The sequence below is a fragment of the Novosphingobium kunmingense genome (assembly GCF_002813245.1).
Classification (GTDB): Bacteria; Pseudomonadota; Alphaproteobacteria; order Sphingomonadales; family Sphingomonadaceae; genus Novosphingobium; species Novosphingobium kunmingense.
The window spans coordinates 374,989-395,372 of sequence record NZ_PHUF01000003.1 but is presented as its reverse complement, the minus strand read 5'-3'; the positions used below and the strand labels follow the sequence as shown (position 1 = coordinate 395,372).

At 68.1% G+C, this 20,384-nt stretch carries 19 protein-coding genes and 1 tRNA gene; 6 read left to right on the top strand and 14 right to left on the bottom strand.

Features of this window, described 5'->3' with window-relative positions:
- Positions 1-72: 72 nt before the first annotated feature.
- From B0I00_RS07925 to B0I00_RS07910, 4 genes are all read right to left on the bottom strand, one after another.
- Positions 73-148: transfer RNA gene (locus B0I00_RS07925), tRNA-Lys, on the bottom strand.
- A gap of 38 nt (positions 149-186) precedes the next feature.
- Positions 187-678 carry a 2-amino-4-hydroxy-6-hydroxymethyldihydropteridine diphosphokinase gene (gene folK / locus B0I00_RS07920; RefSeq protein ID WP_100866841.1) on the bottom strand — a complete coding sequence of 164 codons (492 nt, stop codon included), beginning with the start codon at positions 676-678 and terminating at the stop codon, positions 187-189.
- Between the two features lie 2 nt (positions 679-680).
- A complete protein-coding gene (gene aguB, locus B0I00_RS07915; protein ID WP_100866840.1) occupies positions 681-1,535 on the bottom strand; it encodes an N-carbamoylputrescine amidase in 855 nt (284 codons plus the stop codon).
- Between the two features lie 46 nt (positions 1,536-1,581).
- Complete coding sequence (locus B0I00_RS07910; protein WP_100866839.1) at positions 1,582-2,433, bottom strand: class I SAM-dependent methyltransferase; 852 nt, start codon at positions 2,431-2,433, stop codon at positions 1,582-1,584.
- Positions 2,434-2,546: 113 nt separating this feature from the next.
- Between B0I00_RS07910 and msrA the strand changes: the two genes are divergently transcribed.
- The gene (gene msrA / locus B0I00_RS07905; protein WP_100866838.1) at positions 2,547-3,077 is read left to right on the top strand and encodes a peptide-methionine (S)-S-oxide reductase MsrA; all 531 of its coding nucleotides are present in this window, start codon (positions 2,547-2,549) and stop codon (positions 3,075-3,077) included.
- A complete protein-coding gene (locus B0I00_RS07900) occupies positions 3,074-3,253 on the top strand; it encodes a hypothetical protein (RefSeq protein ID WP_100866837.1) in 180 nt (59 codons plus the stop codon). The genes msrA and B0I00_RS07900 overlap by 4 nt, the downstream gene beginning before the upstream one ends.
- On the opposite strand, the gene B0I00_RS07895 is transcribed toward B0I00_RS07900, so the two are convergent.
- Entirely contained in the window at positions 3,254-5,386 is a 2,133-nt protein-coding gene (locus B0I00_RS07895) for a penicillin acylase family protein (RefSeq protein ID WP_100866836.1), read from the bottom strand. It abuts the gene before it with no gap.
- Between the two features lie 45 nt (positions 5,387-5,431).
- Positions 5,432-6,667, bottom strand: coding sequence for an RsmB/NOP family class I SAM-dependent RNA methyltransferase (locus B0I00_RS07890; protein ID WP_100866835.1), 1,236 nt, complete (start codon positions 6,665-6,667; stop codon positions 5,432-5,434).
- A 55-nt stretch (positions 6,668-6,722) separates the two neighbouring features.
- On the opposite strand from B0I00_RS07890, the gene B0I00_RS07885 reads away from it, so the two are divergent.
- Positions 6,723-6,890 (top strand): DUF1674 domain-containing protein, encoded by a 168-nt coding sequence (locus B0I00_RS07885; RefSeq protein WP_198519174.1) that lies wholly within the window; start codon positions 6,723-6,725, stop codon positions 6,888-6,890.
- Here B0I00_RS07885 and B0I00_RS07880 read toward each other — a convergent pair.
- The 4 genes from B0I00_RS07880 to B0I00_RS07865 are packed head-to-tail and all read right to left on the bottom strand — an operon-like array spanning position 6,887 to position 12,565.
- Positions 6,887-8,263 carry a cytochrome P450 gene (locus tag B0I00_RS07880; protein WP_100866833.1) on the bottom strand — a complete coding sequence of 459 codons (1,377 nt, stop codon included), beginning with the start codon at positions 8,261-8,263 and terminating at the stop codon, positions 6,887-6,889. The genes B0I00_RS07885 and B0I00_RS07880 overlap by 4 nt on opposite strands.
- 29 nt (positions 8,264-8,292) lie before the next feature.
- Positions 8,293-9,318: a ferrochelatase gene (gene hemH, locus B0I00_RS07875; protein ID WP_100866832.1), complete on the bottom strand. Its 1,026-nt coding sequence runs from the start codon at positions 9,316-9,318 to the stop codon at positions 8,293-8,295.
- Positions 9,318-11,585, bottom strand: coding sequence for a molybdopterin cofactor-binding domain-containing protein (locus B0I00_RS07870; protein ID WP_100866831.1), 2,268 nt, complete (start codon positions 11,583-11,585; stop codon positions 9,318-9,320). Before B0I00_RS07870 ends, hemH begins: the two co-directional genes overlap by 1 nt.
- A gap of 5 nt (positions 11,586-11,590) precedes the next feature.
- Positions 11,591-12,565: an Mrp/NBP35 family ATP-binding protein gene (locus tag B0I00_RS07865; RefSeq protein WP_100866830.1), complete on the bottom strand. Its 975-nt coding sequence runs from the start codon at positions 12,563-12,565 to the stop codon at positions 11,591-11,593.
- Positions 12,566-12,638: 73 nt separating this feature from the next.
- Between B0I00_RS07865 and B0I00_RS07860 the strand changes: the two genes are divergently transcribed.
- The 3 genes from B0I00_RS07860 to B0I00_RS07850 all read left to right on the top strand — a co-directional run bounded on the left by B0I00_RS07860 (position 12,639) and on the right by B0I00_RS07850 (position 16,225).
- Entirely contained in the window at positions 12,639-13,778 is a 1,140-nt protein-coding gene (locus tag B0I00_RS07860; protein WP_100866829.1) for a protease modulator HflK, read from the top strand.
- A gap of 2 nt (positions 13,779-13,780) precedes the next feature.
- Complete coding sequence (locus B0I00_RS07855) at positions 13,781-14,614, top strand: SPFH domain-containing protein (protein WP_100866828.1); 834 nt, start codon at positions 13,781-13,783, stop codon at positions 14,612-14,614.
- A gap of 78 nt (positions 14,615-14,692) precedes the next feature.
- On the top strand, positions 14,693-16,225 hold the full coding sequence (locus tag B0I00_RS07850; protein WP_198519173.1) for a Do family serine endopeptidase: 1,533 nt from the start codon (positions 14,693-14,695) through the stop codon (positions 16,223-16,225).
- A gap of 71 nt (positions 16,226-16,296) precedes the next feature.
- Here B0I00_RS07850 and B0I00_RS07845 read toward each other — a convergent pair whose 3' ends face one another.
- From B0I00_RS07845 to B0I00_RS07830, 4 genes are all read right to left on the bottom strand, one after another.
- The gene (locus tag B0I00_RS07845; RefSeq protein WP_100866827.1) at positions 16,297-18,426 is read right to left on the bottom strand and encodes a transglycosylase domain-containing protein; all 2,130 of its coding nucleotides are present in this window, start codon (positions 18,424-18,426) and stop codon (positions 16,297-16,299) included.
- 118 nt (positions 18,427-18,544) lie between these two features.
- Positions 18,545-18,946 carry a peptide-methionine (R)-S-oxide reductase MsrB gene (msrB, locus tag B0I00_RS07840; RefSeq protein ID WP_100866826.1) on the bottom strand — a complete coding sequence of 134 codons (402 nt, stop codon included), beginning with the start codon at positions 18,944-18,946 and terminating at the stop codon, positions 18,545-18,547.
- A 28-nt stretch (positions 18,947-18,974) separates the two neighbouring features.
- Positions 18,975-19,424, bottom strand: a complete 450-nt coding sequence (locus B0I00_RS07835) for an NfeD family protein (RefSeq protein ID WP_198519172.1) — start codon at positions 19,422-19,424, stop codon at positions 18,975-18,977.
- Positions 19,421-20,341, bottom strand: a complete 921-nt coding sequence (locus tag B0I00_RS07830; protein ID WP_100866825.1) for an SPFH domain-containing protein — start codon at positions 20,339-20,341, stop codon at positions 19,421-19,423. Before B0I00_RS07830 ends, B0I00_RS07835 begins: the two co-directional genes overlap by 4 nt.
- Positions 20,342-20,384: the final 43 nt, after the last annotated feature.

Sequence of the window (20,384 nt, the reverse complement as noted above, 5' to 3'; positions counted from 1 at the left end):
CGGCCATCGGACCTGGCGTACCGGAAGCAAAAAGGCTGATGATGCGAGCGTTCCGCCAACAAGCGGCTGGGATGGTGAGCCCTGCTGGGTTCGAACCAGCGACCTACTGATTAAAAGTCAGTTGCTCTACCGACTGAGCTAAGGGCCCGACCATGCCGCGAGCCCTAGGCGGCGCAAGCGGGGCGGTCAAGGCCGGGACGCGGCCTTGCGCAGGCGGTGGAGCAGGTGCCGCGCGGTGAGGCCGGTGAGCGGATCGCGCCACTGCGGGGCGATCTCGGCCACAGGCTCCAGCACGAAATCGCGGTCGCGCCAGGCCGGGTGCGGCACGACGAGGCCGGGCGAGTACCACGCTCCGCCGCTCCACAGCACGAGGTCGATGTCGAGCACGCGCGAAGACCATGGCTGCCCTCCCGTGCGGCGGCCAAAGTGTGCCTCGATCCGCTTGACCCGGTCGAGCAGAGCGGCCGGATCGAGCTTGCTCTTCACCAGCACCACCCCGTTGGCATAACGCCGCCGCGATGGGCCAAGCGGCGCGGATTGGCGCCAGCGCGATACGGCGCGCACCTTCATGCCCTCCTTCTCCAGTGCCGCCACCGCGGCATCGAGCACGCGGGCTGGCGGACCGTGACGGTGGTGCGGCGCGTTTGATCCCAGGGCCAGGACATAGCGCAGCGCCATGCCTAGATGTCCTGGCTGATCCGGCCGTAGAGCTGCGGGCGACGGTCGCGAAAGAAACCCATGCCGGCGCGGTGCCGGGCCGCACGGTCGAGGTCGAGCGCGGCGATCAGCACGCCGTTTTCGCTGGCGCCGTATTCCGCCAGAAAGTCGCCCCATTCGTCGGCGATGAAGCTGTGGCCGTAGAAGCGCTGGCCATCCTCGCTGCCGGTGCGATTGGCGGCGATCACCGGCATGCAGTTCGACACCGCGTGGCCCAGCATGGCGCGGCGCCACATGCGGCTGGTGTCGAGATCGGCGTCATAGGGTTCGGAGCCGATCGCCGTCGGGTAGAACAGCGCTTCCGCGCCCATCAGCGCCATGACCCGCGCGCATTCGGGATACCACTGGTCCCAGCAGATCCCGACTCCGATCCGCGTGCCAAACAGGTCCCACACCTTGAATCCATCGTTGCCGGGGCGGAAATAGTACTTTTCCTCATAGCCCGGCCCGTCCGGAATGTGGCTCTTGCGGTAAGTGCCCATGATCGCGCCATCGGGCCCGATCATCGCCAGGGTGTTGTAGTAATGGTGGCCGTCGCGCTCGAAGAAGCTGGTCGGGATGGCGATGGCATGCCTTGCCGCCAGCACCTGCATCGCCCAGACCGATGGATGCTCGGCCGTCGGCCTGGCCAGTGCGAACAGCGCCTCGTCCTCGACCTTGCAGAAATAGGGACCGGAAAACAGTTCGGGCGGCAGCACGACCTGCGCCCCCTGCTTCGCCGCGTCCTCCACCAGCGTGGACACGGCGGCGATGTTCTCCGCCTCGTCATCAGAGCCGAGGGGAAGCTGCAGGGCGGCGACGGTCAGCAAACGGGTCATGGCCCTGCGCTTATTTGGCCTTCAGGGCAAAGTCCACCGGCGTGCGTCAAGGCCGCTTGCGGAACAGAAGCGTCATCCGGTCGCTTTCGCCGATCGCCTGAAGGCGCGCCTTGTCGGCGTCGGTGGCGCCGGACAGGCTGGGCGGCAGTGTCCAGACCCCGCCCGGCCAGTTTGCCGGATCGCGCGGGTTGGCGTTGGCCTGGCTGCGTCCGACAAAGGTGAAGCCGTTCACTTCCATGAAGGCGATGACGTCTTTTTCGCGCAGATAGCCCTTTGATCCGTCGGTGAAGCTGTAGGGCGCATCCGCCTTTGCGCGGTGCTGTTCGATCCCCACCATACCGTCGGGCTTGAGGAGGTCGCGCATGGCCTTCACTTCGCGGTCGGCGATGTTCCAGCGCATCAGGTTGTGCATCATGCGCATGATCAGGATGCGGTCGAAGGTGCCCTTTTCGGCTGCGGGAACATTCTCAAGCGTCATCGCGGCAAACCGGTCGGCGGGAAGTCCCGTGGCGGCGGCGACGTCGGCGGGATACTTGACCGCGCCGTCGCGGATGCCCTGCTGGGTCTTTTCGTTGAACGCACCCGAGGTGGGATCGAAATACAGGCCGACCAGCTTGCCCTTGGGGCCAAGGTAGAGGCCCAGAAGGCGCGAATACCACTCGCCCCCAGGGGCGTACTCGCCCACCTTCATGTCGGGCGCGACCTCGAAGAAGGCGAGTGTCTGGTCCGGGCGGCGGTACTGGTCGCGGGCACGGTCCTTGTCGCGCAACGGATTGGCGACGGCGGCTGAGAGGTCGGCATTGACCTTGACCGCAGCGGCCTTGTCCGGGGCAGCCAGGGCGGTAGCGGCGGGAACGGTGGCGGTCAGGGCGAGCAGCGGCAGAATAAGGCGACGCATCGGTTCAGGTGTCCTCTCCAGTGGAACGCGTGCCCCACCCTAAACGCTGCCGGGGCGATGACAAGCGGCGGGACCGTTCCTATCTCTGCCCTGTACGAAGAAGGAAATCATCCATGGCTCAGGCAATTCTGGCAGGCGGCTGTTTCTGGTGCACCGAGGCGGTGTTCCGCCGCCTCGACGGCGTCACCGGCGTCGAAAGCGGCTATATCGGCGGGCAGGTCGCCGATCCGACCTACAAGCAGGTGTGCAGCGGCACCACCGGTCATGCCGAGGCGATCCGCGTGACCTATGACGAGGCCGCGATCAGCTATGCCGACCTCCTCGACGTGTTCATGGCGACCCACGACCCAACGCAGCTGAACCGCCAGGGCAACGACATCGGAACGCAGTACCGCTCGGCCATCTTCCCGCTGAACGACGACCAGCGCACCGAGGCCGAGGCCGGCATTGCGCGGTGGAACGCCGAACATGCAGGACAGTCTGCGGTGACCACGATCGAAGGCCCGGCGCAATGGTATCCGGCCGAAGATTATCATCAGGAATACTGGGAAGGCGAAGGCCAGCGGAATCCCTACTGCCTTGCGGTCATCCCCCCCAAGCTGGCCAAGCTGCAGAAGGGCTTTGCGCCCAAGGTGAAGGCATGAGCGAAGAAAAGCCCCAGACCCCGCGCATCTCGCGCGAGCGGTTCATCGCCCTGATGCAGATGGCCGACGAGATGATCGCCGCCGATCTGACCTTCCGCATCTTTACCAAGCTCGCTGCCGAGCGCGCTTCGCTGCGCGAACGCGGCATCGATCCCGACGTGGTCGCCCGCCGCTGATCAACGGGTGGATACGGTCTTGCTCGCCCTGGTGTGGCCTGCCAGATCGTCCGGGTAAAAGTAGACCGGGCGCAGGTTGCCATCGGCATAGTTCTGCGCCTGGTCGCTGAAATGGGGTGATGCGGGATCGCCGCTTTCCCCGCCAGCGGTAACCGCGCGCGCCTTGACCCGCGGGCCGAACTCGACCGCCGCAACGAAGCTGTTGCCATAGGTGCCGTAGTAGCGTTTGGTCCCCGGATAGCGTTGCGCCCCGAAGGCGGCGAGCGACCCCCAGTTGGCCGAGGCAAATGGAACCGGTGTACTCGGCTTCGTATCGTCGAAGGCCTGGACGATAGCGCCGTCGTTGCGCTGGAAGCGGTTGATCTCGCCCCACGGCACCTGCCACGATCCGAAATCGTCGGTCAGCCGCGCGATCGCCTTGTCGAAAGCGGCTAGTTTCTGCGCCGGGGTGGACTTGGATGCGATCCAGTCCTCAACCTCCATCTGCTGCGCCCGCGCCTCCTCCGCCCCGATCGCCCAGTGCGCATCGGCCCAGAACACCGCCAGGCTGGTTTCGGTCGACGCAAGGCTCCACCGCTTGTCCCACCTTGCCAGAAGGGCGACCGCTTCGGCGCGGCGGGCATCGGGCGCGGCGGCGTGGGCGGCGACAAGCTCCGGCACCAGGGTCGCGAAGGCCGGCAGCCACGGATCGTAGGCCGCCGCGACCAGCTCATCGAGGGTGAACTTCGGCCGCGCCGAAAGCACAGCTATGGCGTGGCTCGTGCGTGGCTCCCTCCCGCCGGTGTCCAGATAGCGCGGATAGGCCCCCTGGCGCGGGCTGTCCTTGCCCGCCGCCCACCACGGCGCGTCGTTGACGTTGAAAGCCCAGCCGTTGGCCGGATTGACCACTTCGGGCAGCGTATCGAGCGCGTGCAAGCCCTTCCAATCGGCGGCCGGATCGCTGCCGTCGACAGGGCGGGTGAAGTCGAAGCGCTGGTCGCGCAGGGGCATGAACTGCGGAAGGAAAAGCGCGACCTCGCCCTTGTTGCTGGCAAACAGCGTGTTGTTCGACGAGTTGGCCTTGAGCGCGGCGACTTTCCGGAAGCCCGCGATGTCGGACACCTTGGTGCGCAGAAAGCTCTGGCTCAGCGCCTCGACCGGGCGGTGCATCAGCGATACCGCGACCCACTTGTCGCCCTCGGCCCGCACAACCGGCCCGTGGTGGGTGGCATAGGTGGTGAAAGTGCGCCGCGACCGCGACCCGTCGGCCTGGCGGACTGCGACCGTGACCAGCTTTTGCATGACCGCCCGGTCCGTGCCGCCGTGGCGGTAGGTCAGACCTCGATCGCCCTTCGTCACCGTTTCGGCATATTCGTCGATATTGTCGACCCCGGCCGAGGTATGCATCCACCCGGCCTCGGCGTTGAACCCCTGGTAGATGAAAAACTGCCCCCAGGTCGCCGCGCCATAGGCGTTGAGCCCTTCCCCGCTGGTCACCTGCTGTTCGGAGCGGAAGAAGAAGCTGGTGTGCGGGTTGATCAGCAGCAGCGGATGGCCGCTGGCGCTGTGCGAGGGTGCTATGACGAAACCGTTCGATCCCGACGGCTCACGCGGCGCGATCCCGCGTTCGCTGTCGGTCAGCGCAATGGCGCGCTTCTCGTAGAAGGCCTGAAGCTGGCTCAGCGACACGCTCTCGATATCGCCGCCGATGCTGCCTTCGGAAAAGGACAGCGCCATCCACGGCTCGAACCGGGTCAGTACCCTTGGCTTCACCGCCGGATGATCGGCGAGATATTGGTTGAGCCCCGCCGCCCAGCCCTGCATCAGCTTCTTCAGCCACACCGGACTCTTGGCATAGCGCGCCTGCAGATCGGCCGGGTCGATCCACAGCCGCTGGCGCAGGTCCTGCCACAGCGCAGCCTCTCCCTCGGCCTCGGCGCGGCGGCCAAGGCTGGTGAGATAGTTCATCTCGATGCGGTTGAAGTCATCCTCGGCCTGGGCATAGATCATGCCGAACACCGCGTCGGCGTCGGTCCTGCCGCTGACGTGAGCGATGCCCCAGTCGTCGCGCCTGATCTCGGCGCGGTAGGGCGCGGCAAGCGCGGGCGCGGCCAGCACGAACGGCAGGACAACAGTCAGGACTGTGCGGCGCATGGATTTCCCCCCGGCAAACTAGGAGGGCGATAGTGCCAGCCTGTGTCAGGAGGGCAAGTGCCAGCGCGCAATGAAGAACCCGTCCAGCCCGCCCGCCTGGTCGAGCATGGCCGGGTCGGTGCGCACCCAGCCCTGCGGTGACGGAACCAGGCCAGCGGGCAGTTCCGCGATCGCGATGGGCGCGGGCTGCAGGGTCACGGCTTCGGCCTGTGCTTCGCCTTCAGCCCTTTCCAGCGAGCAGGTCGCGAAGACAAGCGTGCCGCCGGGCTTCACGAAATCCCGCGCCCGGGCCAGCAGCGCGGCCTGCAAGTCCGCCATTTCGACGATCTGGCGCTGGCCGATGCGGTGGAGCACGTCGGGGTGGCGCCGCGCGGTGCCCGTGGCCGTGCACGGCGCGTCGAGCAGCACCGCATCGAACGGCGCCGAGGGCAGCCAGTCGAGCGCGTCGGCCTTGACGATCTTGGCTGCAAGGCCGGTGCGGGCAAGGTTAGCTTCCATACGCTCGATCCGCTTGGCGCTCGCGTCGAGCGCGGTGACCTGCCAGCCCGCCGCCGCCAGTTGCAGAGTCTTGCCGCCCGGCGCGGCGCACAGGTCGAGCACACGGCGCCCTTCGCCTGGCCCCAGCAGCCGCGCCGGCAGGCTGGCGGCGAGGTCCTGGACCCACCAGGCGCCCTGTTCGAACCCTTCGAGATTTTCGACCGCCGTGCCACGCGGCAGGCGGACATGGCCGGGCATGAGCGACATGCCGTCCAGCCGCTGCGCCCAGTCCGCGGTGGCGGCGGGATCGCGCAGCGTCAGGTCGAGCGGGGGCGGATTGGCAAGGCCCGCCGCGATCGCGTCGGCCCGGGCGCCCCAACGCTGGCGCACCGGTTCGGGCAGGGTCGGCGCATCGGGCAGACGCACGCCGCGCTTGACCAGCGTCGAGAACACGCCATGCGCCAATCGCCGCGGGCCGCCGGCCAGCAGCGGCAGGCCGGTGGCGATGACGGCGTGAGGCGGCGTATCGAGCCGCAGCCACCCGGCCAGCATCAGCCTTAGAGCGGCGCGCGGCTTGGCATCGACGGGAAGGACCTGGCGCGTGGCGCTGTCGATCAGCGCATCGAGATCGGTCAGCCAGCGCAGCGCTTCGCCCGCCAGCGCGCGGGCCAGGGCGCGGTCCGGCCCGCCGCGCAGTCCCTGCAACGCGCCGCCTGCCGCCTGGTCGAGCGTTTCCCCGCGCCGCAGCACGGCGTCAAGCAGGCGCAGCGCGGCCTTGCGGGCGGGGTAGCCGGGAATGTCCATCGCCCTGCCCCTAGAGCCAATTGCATTGGCAGGCCAGAGCGCCCAAATGGGGCCCATGACCGAGCGTGCCACAAAACGCCCCGAACCGTTCCGCAAGCCCAGCTACTGGAGCGACGAACCTGCGCCCGCCCCGCAGGCGCCCAAGGCCGGGGACGATCCGCAAGGGCTGTCCCCCACCCGCTATGGCGACTGGGTGAAGGACGGGATCGCGGTCGATTTCTAAAGCGGTGCGAAGCTGACGGTCAGGCCGTCGGCAGGCTTGGGGATCGGCCAGGGCTGCCACTTGGGTGCATAGCCTGGCTCGATCTCGATCCGGTAGCGGGTCAGGAGCTGCGCCATCAGGATCTTCACCTGCATGTAGGCGAAGTGCAGCCCCAGGCACATGTGCGCGCCGCCGCCGAACGGGATCCACGCATACTTGTGGCGCTTGGCCACCTCCTCTGGCGTGAAGCGCAGCGGATCGAACCGCTCGGGGTCGGGCCAGTGTTCCTCCATCTTGTGGACCATGGCCGCGCTGATGCCGACCGGCGTGCCCGCCGGAATGCGATAGCCGCCGAAGGTGAACTCCCTGAGCGCGCGACGCGGGGTGCTAGGCACCGGCGGGATCAACCGCAAGGCTTCCTTGAAGGCCATCTCGGTCAGCTCGAGCTTGCCGAGATCGTCATAGGACAGCGGTCGTCCCGGCCCGCCGGTCACGGCCATGGCCTCGGCCCGCAGCCGGTCCTGCCATTCGGGATTCTTGGCCAGCAGCCAGACCAGCGAGGTCGCGCTCGACGTGATAGTGTCGTGCGCCGCCATCATCAGGAAGATCATGTGATCGACCACCTCGTCGACCGGCAGCAAGCTGCCGTCCTCGCGGGTGGCGGTGGCGAACTGGCTGAACATGTCCTGTCCGCCGCCCACCTCGCGGCGCTTGATGGTCTCGGCGGTGAACCATTGGACCAGGAACTTCCGGCCCGCCGCGCCGCGGCCCATCGCGGTGAACGGCAGGGGCTTTCGCACCACGCCTACCGCGGCCTGGACCATGTCGACGAAGGCCTTGTTGATCGCGTCGGCCTCCGGACCCAGCGGCACGCCAAGGAAGCTGTCGGCGGCAAGGTCGAGCGTCAGCGCCTTGATCGCGGGATAGAACTTCATCGTCCGGCCCGACCACTGCGCGACCTCGGCGGCGATCCCGTGGCCCAGCGCATCGGCATAATGCCGCATCGGCCCAGGCTTGAAGGCGATCGACAGCGCGCGCCGGTCGATCCGGTGATGGTCGAAATCCATCAGCATCAGTCCGCGCGGGAACAGCAGGTCGAGCACCGGCCCCCACCCCTGCTCGCTCGAAAAGATCTTGTCGCGGTCGAACAGGACCAGCTCGTTCGCATCGGCGCCGACCAGCGAGACCTGGCGGTTGCCGAAGCTGTGCGAGCGGAACACGTTGCCGTACTGCGCGCGCATGCGTTGCCCGTAGCCGGTCGGATCGGCCAGCACCTTGAGCGTCGTGCCAAGGATCGGCCAGCCGTCGTCGCCGGGAATGTGGTTGAGCGAATCGGCCTTCTGGCTCTGCGACCAGTGCGTGAAGGCGGGTTTTTCGGGTGCGAGCGTTGCCATATCCGTCCTCTTACTGACAGAAGTGTAACTTAATCGTTCGCTTGAATCCACCCCGCCAGTTCGCGCCGCACCAGTGCCTCGATCATGGCCATGCCCGCCTCGCCCGTATTGAGGCAGTCGAGCGCGGCGAAATGCGTTCCGCCTGCCGCGACGAATTGCTCGCGCCCGCGGATCGCCAACTCCTCGCGCGTTTCGAGGCAGTCGGCGGCAAAGCCCGGTGCCGCAATCGCCAGGCGACGGGTGCCGCCCTGCGCTTCAGCCTCAAGCACCGTCTCGGTCGCAGGTTCGAGCCACTTCGCCCGCCCGAAGCGTGACTGGAACGTGGTCTCGATCCGCAAGGCGGGATAATCCGGCGCCAGCGCCGCAGCCAGCAGCCGCGCGGTCTTGCGACACTGGCAGTAATAGGGATCGCCCAGCTGCAACGTGCGTTCGGGCATGCCGTGAAACGACAGCAACAGCACCTCGGGCACGAAATCGAGTGCGGACAGTTGCCGCGCGGTGTCGGCCCGCAGCGCCTCGATATGCAGCGGATCGTCGTAATAGGGCGGTAGGGTGCGCAGCGCCGGTTGCCAGCGCATCGCAGCCAGCTGCGCACCCAGGGCATCGATCGCCGTCGCGGTCGTCGCGGCCGAATACTGCGGGTAGAGCGGCGCCACGAGGATACGTTCGCAGCCCTTGTCCTTCATTGCCTGGATGGCAGGCCCGATCCCCGGATTGCCATAACGCATCGCCCAGTCGACCAGTGCGGCATCGCCAAGCCGCGCCTGAAGGGCGTCGGCCTGTGCCCGCGTGATCGCGGCGAGCGGGGAACCCGACTCGCTCCACACCTGGGCATAGGCATGGGCCGACTTCTTCGGTCGGGTGGTGAGGATTATCCCGTTGAGGATCGGCCACCACACCAAGCGCGGGATTTCGACGACACGGCGGTCCGAGAGGAATTCCCTGAGGTAGCGCCGCACCGAGGCCGGATCGGGCGCATCGGGCGTGCCGAGATTGACCAGCAGCACGCCGACGCGCGGGCCGGGGATCGCGGGGTGGCTGGCTGGGCGGTCCATCACGTCGTCTCCGCAAGAAAGGGCAGGCTGCGCACGCGGGTCCCGCCCGAGGCGTAGAGCGCGTTGGCGATCGCCGGCAGGGCCGCTGCGACCCCCAGTTCCCCGGGGTCGAAGGGATCGGCCTCGCTGTCGATGAACTCGACGTCGATCTCGGGGCAATCGGCCAGCAGCGGCAGACCCAAAAGGCCAAGCCGCCCGGTTAGCGGCAGGCCGTCGGAATAGGCGGTGGCACAGCCGCTGCCGAGGCCCATGGCGAAGACCAGCCCGCCCTCGATCTGCTGGCGGGCGATGTCCGCGTTGATGACCCGGCCGATGTCGGCCACGGCGGTCAGCCGGTCGACGCGGATCCCGCGCTCGTCGCGCCGCGCGCTGGCAACAACGGCAATGCGTCCCTCGCGCCCGGCGACGGCCATCCGGCAGCAGGCCAAGCCCTGTCCGCTGCCCATGGTGCCGCCATTCCATTCGGCCAGGGTCGCCGCGTGCTGCAGCACCCCGACAAGCTTCACGTCGCCGCCGAGCATGGCGATGCGGTAGGACAGCGGCTCGCGGTTTGCGCGCACGGCCAGTTCGTCGATGAACGTCTCGATCAGGAAACAGCCGAGCGCTGCCCCATTGCCGCGCTGGCGTCCGGTGGGCAGGGCGATCCGTGCCGGGCAATGTTCGACCGTCAGGTGCTCGATCGCATAGGGCGGCACGGCGCCGGCAAGGAACAGCGGATCAGCTTCGTCTTGCGCGGCCAGCGCATCGCTCCGGCTTGCCCCCTCGAACAGGCGCTCGCCGAATTCGGCCGTGGCCCCCGGCATGGCGACCCGCACCTTCAGCGCGGCGAGCGAGCCGTCGGGCGCGGTCCGCGCGGCCAGCACCGCCTGCGCCGGGCTGCGCGGCAAGCCGGCAACATGCTCCTGCCAGCGCGACCAGGCGAGCTGGACGGGCTTGCCGACCTGGCGTGCGATCAGGGCGACCTCGGCCGCATGGTCGGATTCCAGACGGCGGTCGAAGCTGCCGCCACCGCCGGTCGGATAAAGCACGACCTTTTCGAGTGGCACCTCCGCCGCCTCGGCCGCGGCCTTGCGTGCCGCCTGCGGGGCCTGGCTCGCCATCCACAGCTCGAGCCGGCCCTCGACCAGCCGCGCGGTGGCGCTCGCCGTCTCGAGCGTGGCGTGAAGCGCCGGGGCGACCGCATAGCGGGCGACATGCTCGAACCTGGCGGACAGCCATGCGTCGGGATTGCCCCGCTCGGCGATGCGGGTGGCATCGCCGCGGCGCAGCGCCGTATCGAGCGCGCGTTCGATCCGGGCACTGTCGGCGCGCTGGTCGACCGAGAAGCGCGGCGCGATCAGGCCCAGCGCGCGTTCGGCCGCCCACCAGGTAGTGGCGACGGCGGCGAGCCAGTCCGGGCCCTCGACCACTCTACGAAAGCCGGCGACACCCCTGGCCCGGGCCGGATCGTAACCGGCGAGGCGCGCTTCGCCTAGCGGCCCGTGGCGGATCGCGGCGAAGACCATGTCGGGCAGGCGCACGTCGCCGGCAAAGATATAACTGCCGTCGACCTTGGCCGGCAGGTCGAGCCGGGGAAAGGACAGCGCCGCGCCGGGCAGCACCGCGCCGGCGCGTTCGCCCGGGGCTTCGGGCCGCAACACGGGCGGATCGGGCGGCGTCCGGCGGGCGGCATCCTCGGCCAGCGCGGCAAAGGACAGGCGGTTTTTATCGTGAACGATGAAGCCGCTTTCCGCGACGCATTCCTCCCAGGCAACGCCCCAGCGGTTCGCCGCCGCCATGGCCAGCATCGCCCGCGCGCTGGCCGCGGCAGCGCGGACCGAGGCTTCGAAGGCAGTGATGGTCGTGCCGTCGGCCATGACGTCGAAGACCTCGTCCTCGGCGTAGCGGCGGGCGAGCCAGTCGCCGGGTTCATCGGCGAGGCAGGTCGCCAGCGGCAGCCACAGCGGCGCCCAGTGCGCAGCCAGCGCGGCATTGCCGTAGGCTCCGCTGACGGGCGCGGGCTCGACCGCGATCTGGCGCCAGTCGGCGCCCAGTTCCATCGCGACGATCTGTGGAATGAGTGTAGTGATGCCGTGGCCCATCTCGGCCTCGGGCACGGCAACGGTGACCACGCCATCGGTCCCGATCTTGAGCCAGGAATCGAACGCGACCTCGCCCGCGCTGGCGGGCAGCGGCGCCACGTAGCGGCGCGGGGCGAGCGTCCAGGCGAGCAGCAGCCCGCCGGCCGCCCCGGCCCCCAGCAGCACGCCGCGCCGCGACAGTGCCATCGGCCCTAGCGCTCCTGCCTGCCGTCGAGCCAGGCGCCGATCCGCACAGCCAGATCGGCAAAGGCGCGTGCCTGCGGCCCATCGCCCGCGGCGGGCGGCGTACCGGCATCGCTTGCTTCGCGGATCGCGATGTCGAGCGGGATGCGTCCCAGGAACGGCACGCCAAGGTCGGCGGCGGCCGCCTCGGTTCCGCCAAGGCCGAACGGATCGCTCACTTCGTTGCAGTGCGGGCAGACATAGCCGGCCATGTTCTCGACCATGCCGACGATCGGCACCTGGCCCACCTCGAATAGCTGCATCGCACGGCGCGCGTCGATAAGCGCCAGGTCCTGCGGGGTCGAGACGATCACCGCGCCATCGGGTTTGTGCTTTTGCAGCATGGTCAGCTGCACGTCGCCGGTGCCGGGCGGCAAGTCGACCACCAGCGTGTCGATCGCGCCCCAGTTCGCGTCGACCAGTTGACTCAACGCGCCCGCTGCCATCGGCCCGCGCCAGGCGATGGCCTTGTCCGCCTCGATCAGCTGGCCCATCGACAGCATCGGCACGCCCCAACGGTTCTGCACCGGGATCATCTTGCTGTCGTGAGCCTGGGGCTTGACCCCCTCGCTGCCGAGCAGGCGCGGCTGCGAAGGTCCATAGATATCGGCATCGACCAGGCCGACCTTGCGCCCGGCCCGCGCCAGCGCGACGGCAAGATTGGCCGCCACGGTGGACTTGCCGACCCCGCCCTTGCCCGAACCGACCGCGATGATCCGGCGCCGGACTTTGTCCGCGGTCAGCGCGATGCGCACCTCGCGAACGTCCGGCCGCCCGCTCAACGCCGCCTTCACCTCATCTTCCAGCGCGGTGCGCGCGGCGGCGTCCATTCCGCTCGCGTCCAGCACGGCGATCGCGGTCCCGTCCGTCACGCGCAAGCTTTGCAGGCGGGCCAGGATCGCGGGAGACAGGGCGGCGCGCAGGGCGTCGGTCGGGTCGGTCATGGCGCCCCCCTAGCAAGGAAAAAGCATCGGCAGACACTGTTTTTGTGGGAAGGGCACCTTATAACAGGAAGCGATGGATAAACCGGGTGAGAATGACAGGGTGCGCGCGCTGGCCATGGCCAAGCCGAAGAGCCCGTGGGGCGATGGCGGCGATGCGGCCGAGGCCGAGACGCCTGACGCCACCGGCGAAAGCGGGGAACCGGCGGCCGAGCCAGGCGCCGAGCCGACAACCAAGGGCACCAGCCGTCCCCTGAACCCCTGGCTGCCTCCGGCCGAGGACGAGGCCAAGCGCCGCTCGGCCCATATCGACGATATCCTCAAGCAGCGCGCAAGGCTGGTTGGCGGCGCGCCGTCGGGCCGCAACTGGATTCCCTTCGTGGTAGCAGGTCTGGTCGCGCTGTGGGCGGGCGGCACCTCGGTCCACGCTCTGGGCAAGGGCGAACAGGGCCTGGTCACGACTTTCGGCCGCTATGACCGCACAGTCGGGCCCGGCCTGACGCTGACCCTGCCCTGGCCGGCCCAGGCGGTTGCCGTGCGCGAAACCGGAACGCCGCAGGAAACAGTCGTCGCGGCCAAGTCGGGCGAAAACCTGATGATCACCCGCGACCGGCAACTGGTGAACCTGTCGGCGAAGCTGCGCTGGACGATTACCGACCTGCCGCGCTTCGCCTACAATTCGGACGACACCCCTGCGCTGGTCGCACGGCTGGCCGAAGCGCAGGTCCGCGCCGCCGTGGCCGAGCAGACCTTCGATGACCTGATCGAAGGCCAGCGCCGCCCCGAGCTGCAGCAACTCGTCGCCACCCGCACCCAGGCCGCGCTCGACGCGCTCAAGCTGGGCGTGCGCGTCGAAGGGGCCGAAGTGCTGAATGCCAACCCGCCCGAGCGGCTGGCCGACGCCTTCCGCAAGGTCAACGAGGCGCGCAAGGGCGCCCGCGACGCCATCGCCAATGCCAGCGGCGAGGCGCAGCGGATCATCGCCGTCGCCAACGACGAGGCAGCCCGCTTCGAAAGCGTCTATGCCCAGTACCAGGCCGCGCCCGAGATCACCCGCAAGCGCGCCTACTACCAGACGATGGAGCGCATCCTGGCCGAAAACAACGTGGTGATCGCCGGTTCCGGCGCCACGGTGACAGTCAATCCCGGCAGCGACCCGGTGGTCACCCCGACCCCTACCTCCGCGCCGAGCGCGGCAGCGACAGGAGGGGAGTGACCATGGCCAATTCCAGAACCCGCGCCGCGCTGTTCGTGTTCGGCACCGCCGCCATTCTCCTCGGCCTTAGCGTCTCGGCTGTGCCCGAGGGCCGCCAGGCCGTGGTCACCCGCATGGGCGAACCGGTCCGCGTGGTGAACCGCTGGACGCCGGTCGCCGGCACCGGCGGCGGCGGACTGATCCTGCATCTGCCCCTGGTCGAGCGAGTGGAATGGGTCGAGCGCGGCTTGTTCGGAACGACTGCCGAACGCCTTCCGGTGACCGGGTCGGACAAGGCGCCGCTGCTGGTCGATGCCAGCGCCACCCTGCGCGCCTTCGATCCGGTCAAGGTCGTCGCGAACGGCGGCGGCGCCGACAAGGCCGTGGCCCAGGTAAACGACGCGCTGCGCGCGATCGCCCAGCAGGAACTGGGCCAGGTGCCATCGGGCCAGTTGCTCCAACCCGGCACCGGCGGGGCGACCCAGCGCCTGCGCGCCGCGCTCGACGCGCGGGCGCGTCCGCTCGGTCTCCAGGTGGTCGACCTTCGCCTGACTGGCGCCGTATTCCCCGAGGGCGAGCTGCAGCAGACGATCGAGCGCATGGAAGGCGAACGCGCGCGGATCGCCGCGGCCGAGACCGAGAACGGCGCGCGCGAGGCCGAACGCATCCTCATGGCCGCACGAACCGATTCCGCGCGGATGCTTGGATCGGTCGCCGGGCGCGATCCCGCGTTCTACGACTTCTTCCGCGCCATCCAGAGCTACGAGGTGGTCTTCGGCGGCACCGACCGCAAGAACAAGGCGACGATCATCCTGGGGCCGGACAGCGAGTATCTGAAGCAGTTCCGGGGGCAATAGCCATTCAATGCCTGTTCAGGCGCACCGGCGTGAATCGCAGGCGGGTCTGAACGTGACGAACAAGAGGATTTGAGACACGTGCGATACGCTTATGGAGTGACTTCGGCGCTGCTGCTTGGCGGCGCGGCCCTTTCGCTGGCGACCGGCCTGCCTGCCGGCGCGCAGGTTGCCCAGAACGACGCCAGCCAGATGACCGGCGTCGTCCCGCGCGCGGGCGCCCCGGCCAGCTTCGCAGATCTGACGCAGCAGTTGCAGCCGGCAGTGGTCAACATATCGACCCGCCAGAAGATCCAGGTCCAGGCTGGAGGCAATCCCTTTGCCGGAACCCCGTTCGAGGGGCTGTTCGGTGGCGGGGGCGGCAATTCGCCCCAGACGCGCGAGGCACAGTCGCTTGGCTCGGGCTTCATCATTTCGGCCGACGGCTATGTCGTGACCAACAACCACGTGATCACCGCCGACGGCCGCGGCCAGGTTGAATCGATCACCGTGACCATGCCCGACGGGACCGAGTATCCGGCCCGCCTGGTCGGCAAGGACGCGCCGTCGGACCTGGCCGTGCTCAAGATCCAGGCAACCAAGCCGCTGCCCTTCGTCAAGTTCGGTGACAGCCGTTCGGCCCGCGTGGGCGATTGGGTTATCGCCATCGGCAATCCCTTCGGCCTCGGCGGCACGGTAACCTCGGGCATCGTCTCGGCGGTGACCCGCTCGACCGGGTCGGGCAGCGCCTATGACCGCTACCTGCAGACCGACGCATCGATCAACCGGGGTAATTCGGGCGGCCCGATGTTCGACATGAAGGGCCAGGTCATCGGCATCAACAATGCGATCTTCTCGCCCACCGGCGGGTCGGTCGGCATCGGCTTTGCGATTCCCGCCGAAACCGCCGCTCCGATTGTCGACAAGCTGATCAAGGGCGTGTCGATCGACCGCGGCTACCTCGGCGTCCAGATCCAGCCGGTGACCGAGGATGTCGCTGATTCGCTCGGCCTTGCGCACAACCGGGGCGAGCTGATCCAGTCGGTCCAGCCGGGCCAGGCGGCTGCCGCCGCGGGCCTCCAGGCCGGTGACATCGTGGTGAAGGTCGACGGCAAGGACGTCAGCCCCGACCAGACGCTGTCCTACATTGTCGCCAATACCGAGCCGGGCAAGCGCATCCCGATCGAGCTGCTGCGCGACGGCAAGCGCATGACCATCACCGCGACCGTCGGCAAGCGGCCGAGCGAGGAGGAACTGGCCCAGCAGCAGTTCAACCCCAACGCGCCTTCGCAGAACGACGACGCCGATCGCGGCGCATCCACCGCTGCGGGCCTCAGCAACCAGGCGCTGGGCCTGTCGGTCATGGCGCTGACGCCGCAGATCGCTGGGCAGCTCGGCGTGCCGACCTCGACCCGCGGGGTCGTGGTGTCGCAGGTCGATCCCTCGTCCGATGCGGCCACGCGCGGCTTTACCCGCGGGGACATCATTCTCTCGGCAAATTACCGCGAACTGGCCAGCGTCGCCGATCTCGACGCCGCGATCCGCGCCGCCAAGGCTGAAAACCGCGCCGCGGTGCTGCTCCGCGTGCAGAAGCGCGGCCAGCCGGCGGTCTACGTGCCGGTGCGGCTGCGCTGATCGGCCGGCGCCGCAGCCGTTCTAGCTAAAAAAGAAGGGCCCCCTGCCGCGGACGGCGGGGGGCCCTTTCGCTATTGGGGCTGGACTGCCCGGTCGCGCTGCGGGCGAGCGGGCGGAGCTTGCTGCTGCTGCTGCGGCCGGTTGCGGCCGGTCGCCTGGTCGAGGAAATCCTGGTTGGCAGCCGGCGGCGGCGCGTCTTCCTCATTCGGATTGGGCACGCCCTGATCGGGCGGGAGCTGTTCCTGATCGTCGGGGCGCAGCGGTTCGACCATGTTGCCCTGTTCGTCCGGGTAATAATACTCGTCCGGATTGATCCCGAGGTTCGCCTCGTCGTCCGGTTCGAGTTGCCAGGCCGGCAGGGTGATCTCGGTGTCGAACTGTTCGACCGGGCGGTTGGCTACGGCGCTCTTCATATAGGTCGCAAAGGCGCGCGCCGGCGCGGTCCCGCCCTGCAGGCCGGGCACGGGCTTGTCGTCGTCGCGGCCCATCCACACACCGGTCGTCACGCCGCTCGAAAAGCCCAGGAACCAGCCGTCCTTGTTCGACGTGGTGGTGCCGGTCTTGCCCGCTACCGGACGGCCGATCTGGGCCGCACGACCGGTGCCGATGTTGACCGCGCTTTGCAGAAGGTCGGTGATCCCCGCTGCAACGTAGGCCGGGACCAGCATCTGGCCGCCGCGCGCCTCACGCTGGTAGAGCACGCGGCCGCCGGTCGAGGTGACCTTGACGATGCCATAGGGCTCGATCGCCTGGCCCTTCGCCGAAACCGAGGCGAAGGCGCGGGTCATGTCGATCAGGCGCACCTCGTTGGCGCCAAGCACCATCGACGGGTAGGTGCTGATCGGCGTGGTGATGCCGAAGCGGCGGGCCATGCCGGCCACGGCCGAGAAGCCGACTTCGTTGCCAAGCTGCGCGGCTACCGTGTTCTTCGAATAGGCAAAAGCCGTGCGCACGTCGATTTCTCCGGCGTAGGTCCCGGTCGAATTGCGCGGGGTCCAGCCCTGGATTGTGACAGGCTCGTCCACCACCTTGCTGTCGGGGTTGTAGCCCGCCTCCAGCGCGGCAAGGAACACGAACAGCTTCCACACCGAGCCCGGCTGGCGCACTGCGTTGGTGGCGCGATTGTAGTTCGAGGTGACATAGTCGGTGCCGCCGACCATGGCGAGGACCGCCCCGTCGCGGTCGAGGCTGACCAGCGCGCCCTGCGCGCCGCCCGGCACGTTGGCCTGAATCGAGCTCGTCGCCTGGGCCTGAAGTTTGGGGTCAAGCGTTGTCCAGACCTCGATCGGTTCGGTCACGTCGCCCAGTAACAGGTCAAGCTGCGGCAGCGCCCAGTCGGTGAAGTAGCGAGCCGAGTTCTGGCCCTTTTCCGCGGCGAAGCGCATCTTGCCGAATTCGACCGCGTCGGCCTCGCTCCGGCTGATCGCGCCGTTGACGACCATCAGGTTCAATACGACCTGGGCGCGATCGACCGCCGCCTTGGCGTCGGCGGTCGGCGAGTAATGCGAAGGCGCCTTGACCAGACCGGCGATGATAGCCGCTTCGGACAGCGACAGATTGGTGCCGGGATGGCCGAAGAACTTGCGGCTGGCAGCGTCGATGCCATAGGCGCCGCCACCGAAATAGACCTTGTTGAGATAGGCCTCGAGGATCTGGTCCTTGGAGAAGTTCCATTCGAGCGCCAGCGCCAGGACGACCTCGCGCAGCTTGCGGCTCCACGTGCGATCGTTGTTGAGGAAGACGGTGCGCGCCAGCTGCTGGGTTATGGTCGACCCGCCCTGCTTGAAGCGCCCTTCCTGATAACGCACGTAGAATGAGCGCGCGATGCCGACGGGATCGACCCCGGGATGGCTGCGGAAACGCTTGTCCTCGGTGGACAGCATCGCGTCTTTCATCACCTGCGGGATTTGGCCGTAAGGCACCCATTTGCCGTAGCTCGGCCCCATGGCGAACAATTCGGAGCCGTCGCGCGCGCGCACGACGATCATCTGGCCGACCTGGCTGGATTTCAGTTCGTCGTAACTGGGCAGGGTCCGCGCGGTGATTCCCACGGCAACGGCCAGCGCGACGGTCCCGAGCAGCGCCAGGGCAAAGCCCCAGACGAAGACCCGGCGGACGATCCGGCGCCAACTTGACGGTTGCTGTGTGGGTTCAGGCTGGCGTCCTCGCGGCGGGGTCCGCCGGATATCGCTTCTTGCCATAAGGCTCGATCATTCCTCCCGCCGCGGCGAAAGGCCCGGCACGCGTTCGCACCATAGGACAATAAACCCGCAGGGTTAATGCCCAATCGTCAAACCGCGCAGGCCTGCCGCCGAGCCGTCATTCTCCGGGCTTGAAGTCGAGGCTGGCACTGTTGATGCAGTAGCGCAGCCCGCCCTGGTCGCGCGGGCCGTCCGGAAACACGTGGCCCAGGTGCCCGTCGCACCTGGCGCAGCGCACCTCGGTGCGGACCATGCCGTGCGATGCGTCGCGGACCTCGTCCACCGCCTCATCGTCGACCGGCGCGGTATAGCTCGGCCAGCCCGATCCGCTATCGTACTTGGTCGCAGAAGCGAACAGCGGCGCCCCGCAGCCAGCGCACATGTAGACCCCGGTCGCCTTGTTCTTCTCGTACTTCCCGGTGAAGGCGCGTTCGGTGCCGTGTTCGCGCAGGACGTGGTACTGCTCAGGCGACAGCTTCTGGCGCCATTCGGCTTCGGTCAGGTCGATCTTGTCGGTCATGCAGGGCTCCTTGGCGCCCTATATGGGGTCAGTGCAGGTGTTCGACAATCAGCGTCGCGCCGTCATGACCCGCGACGCGCATCCGGGTTCCGGCTTCCGCATCAGGGCCGCGGGCCAGCCATTCGCTGTCACCCAGTTTGACGCGCCCGGTCCCCGCACCGATCGCCTCGGTCACGAGCACCACCTCGCCCACGCTGCGCGCGCCGCGGTCGTTCATCTTGGGGTCGGCGGCCTCGACCGGATTGGCACGCAGCCAGTTGCGCCCCAGGAACACCGACACGATCGCCAGCACGGCGAACAGGACGACCTGCAAGGGCATCCCGATCGGCAGGGCCCAGGTAACGAGGCCGGTTATCAGCGCCGCCCCGGCCAGCCAGATCAGGAACACCCCGGGGATTACCATTTCCCCGATCGCCAGGACCAGTCCGAGGCCGAGCCACAGCCATTGCGGCGAGGTGCCATCCATCAGCGGGTTCATTTCAGCGGCCCCTTGCTGTCGAGCGCGTCCTTCACCAGTTCGCCGATCCCGCCGATCGATCCGATCAGCTGCGTCGCCTCGACCGGGAACAGGATCGTCTTGGCGTTGGGCGACGTGGCAAAACCGGCGACCGCTTCGGTGTATTTCTGCGCGACGAAGTAATTGAGCGCCTGCGTGCCCGAGGTGGCGATGGCTTCGGACACGACCTGTGTTGCGCGCGCTTCTGCCTCGGCCGAACGCTCGCGCGCTTCGGCGTCGCGAAACGCCGCTTCCTTGCGCCCTTCGGCCGACAGGATCGCGCCCTGCTTTTCACCCTCGGCCCTCAGAATTTCGGCGGCGCGCAGCCCTTCTGCCTCCAGAATGTTGGCGCGCTTTTCGCGCTCCGCCTTCATCTGGCGGGCCATCGCGTTGGAAATGTCCGCCGGCGGGCGAATGTCCTTGATCTCGATGCGGGTGATCTTGACGCCCCAAGGGCTGGTCGCGTGATCGATCACCGCAAGCAGCTTGGCGTTGATCTCGTCCCGCTTGGACAGCGTTTCGTCGAGGTCCATGCTGCCCATCACGGTGCGCAGGTTGGTCGTCGTCAGCTGCATGATCGCGACATAGAGGTTCGACACCTCGTAGGCCGCCTTGCCCGCGTCCAGAACCTGGAAGAACACGATGGCATCGACGCCGACCATCGCGTTGTCCTTGGTGATGATTTCCTGCCCCGGGATGTCGAGCACCTGTTCCATCATGTTGACCTTGTGGCCTACGCGGTCGACGAACGGAATGATGACGTGGAGGCCGGGACTGGCGGCCAGCGTGAACTTGCCCAGCCTCTCGATCGTATAGACATAGCCCTGCCGGACCACGCGCACGCCCATCAGAACAAAAATGAACACCACGCCCAGCAGCGCGATCAGGACACCGCCCATCACTCAAAACTCCCACCCGTTACTCCGGCATGATGGTAGCGCA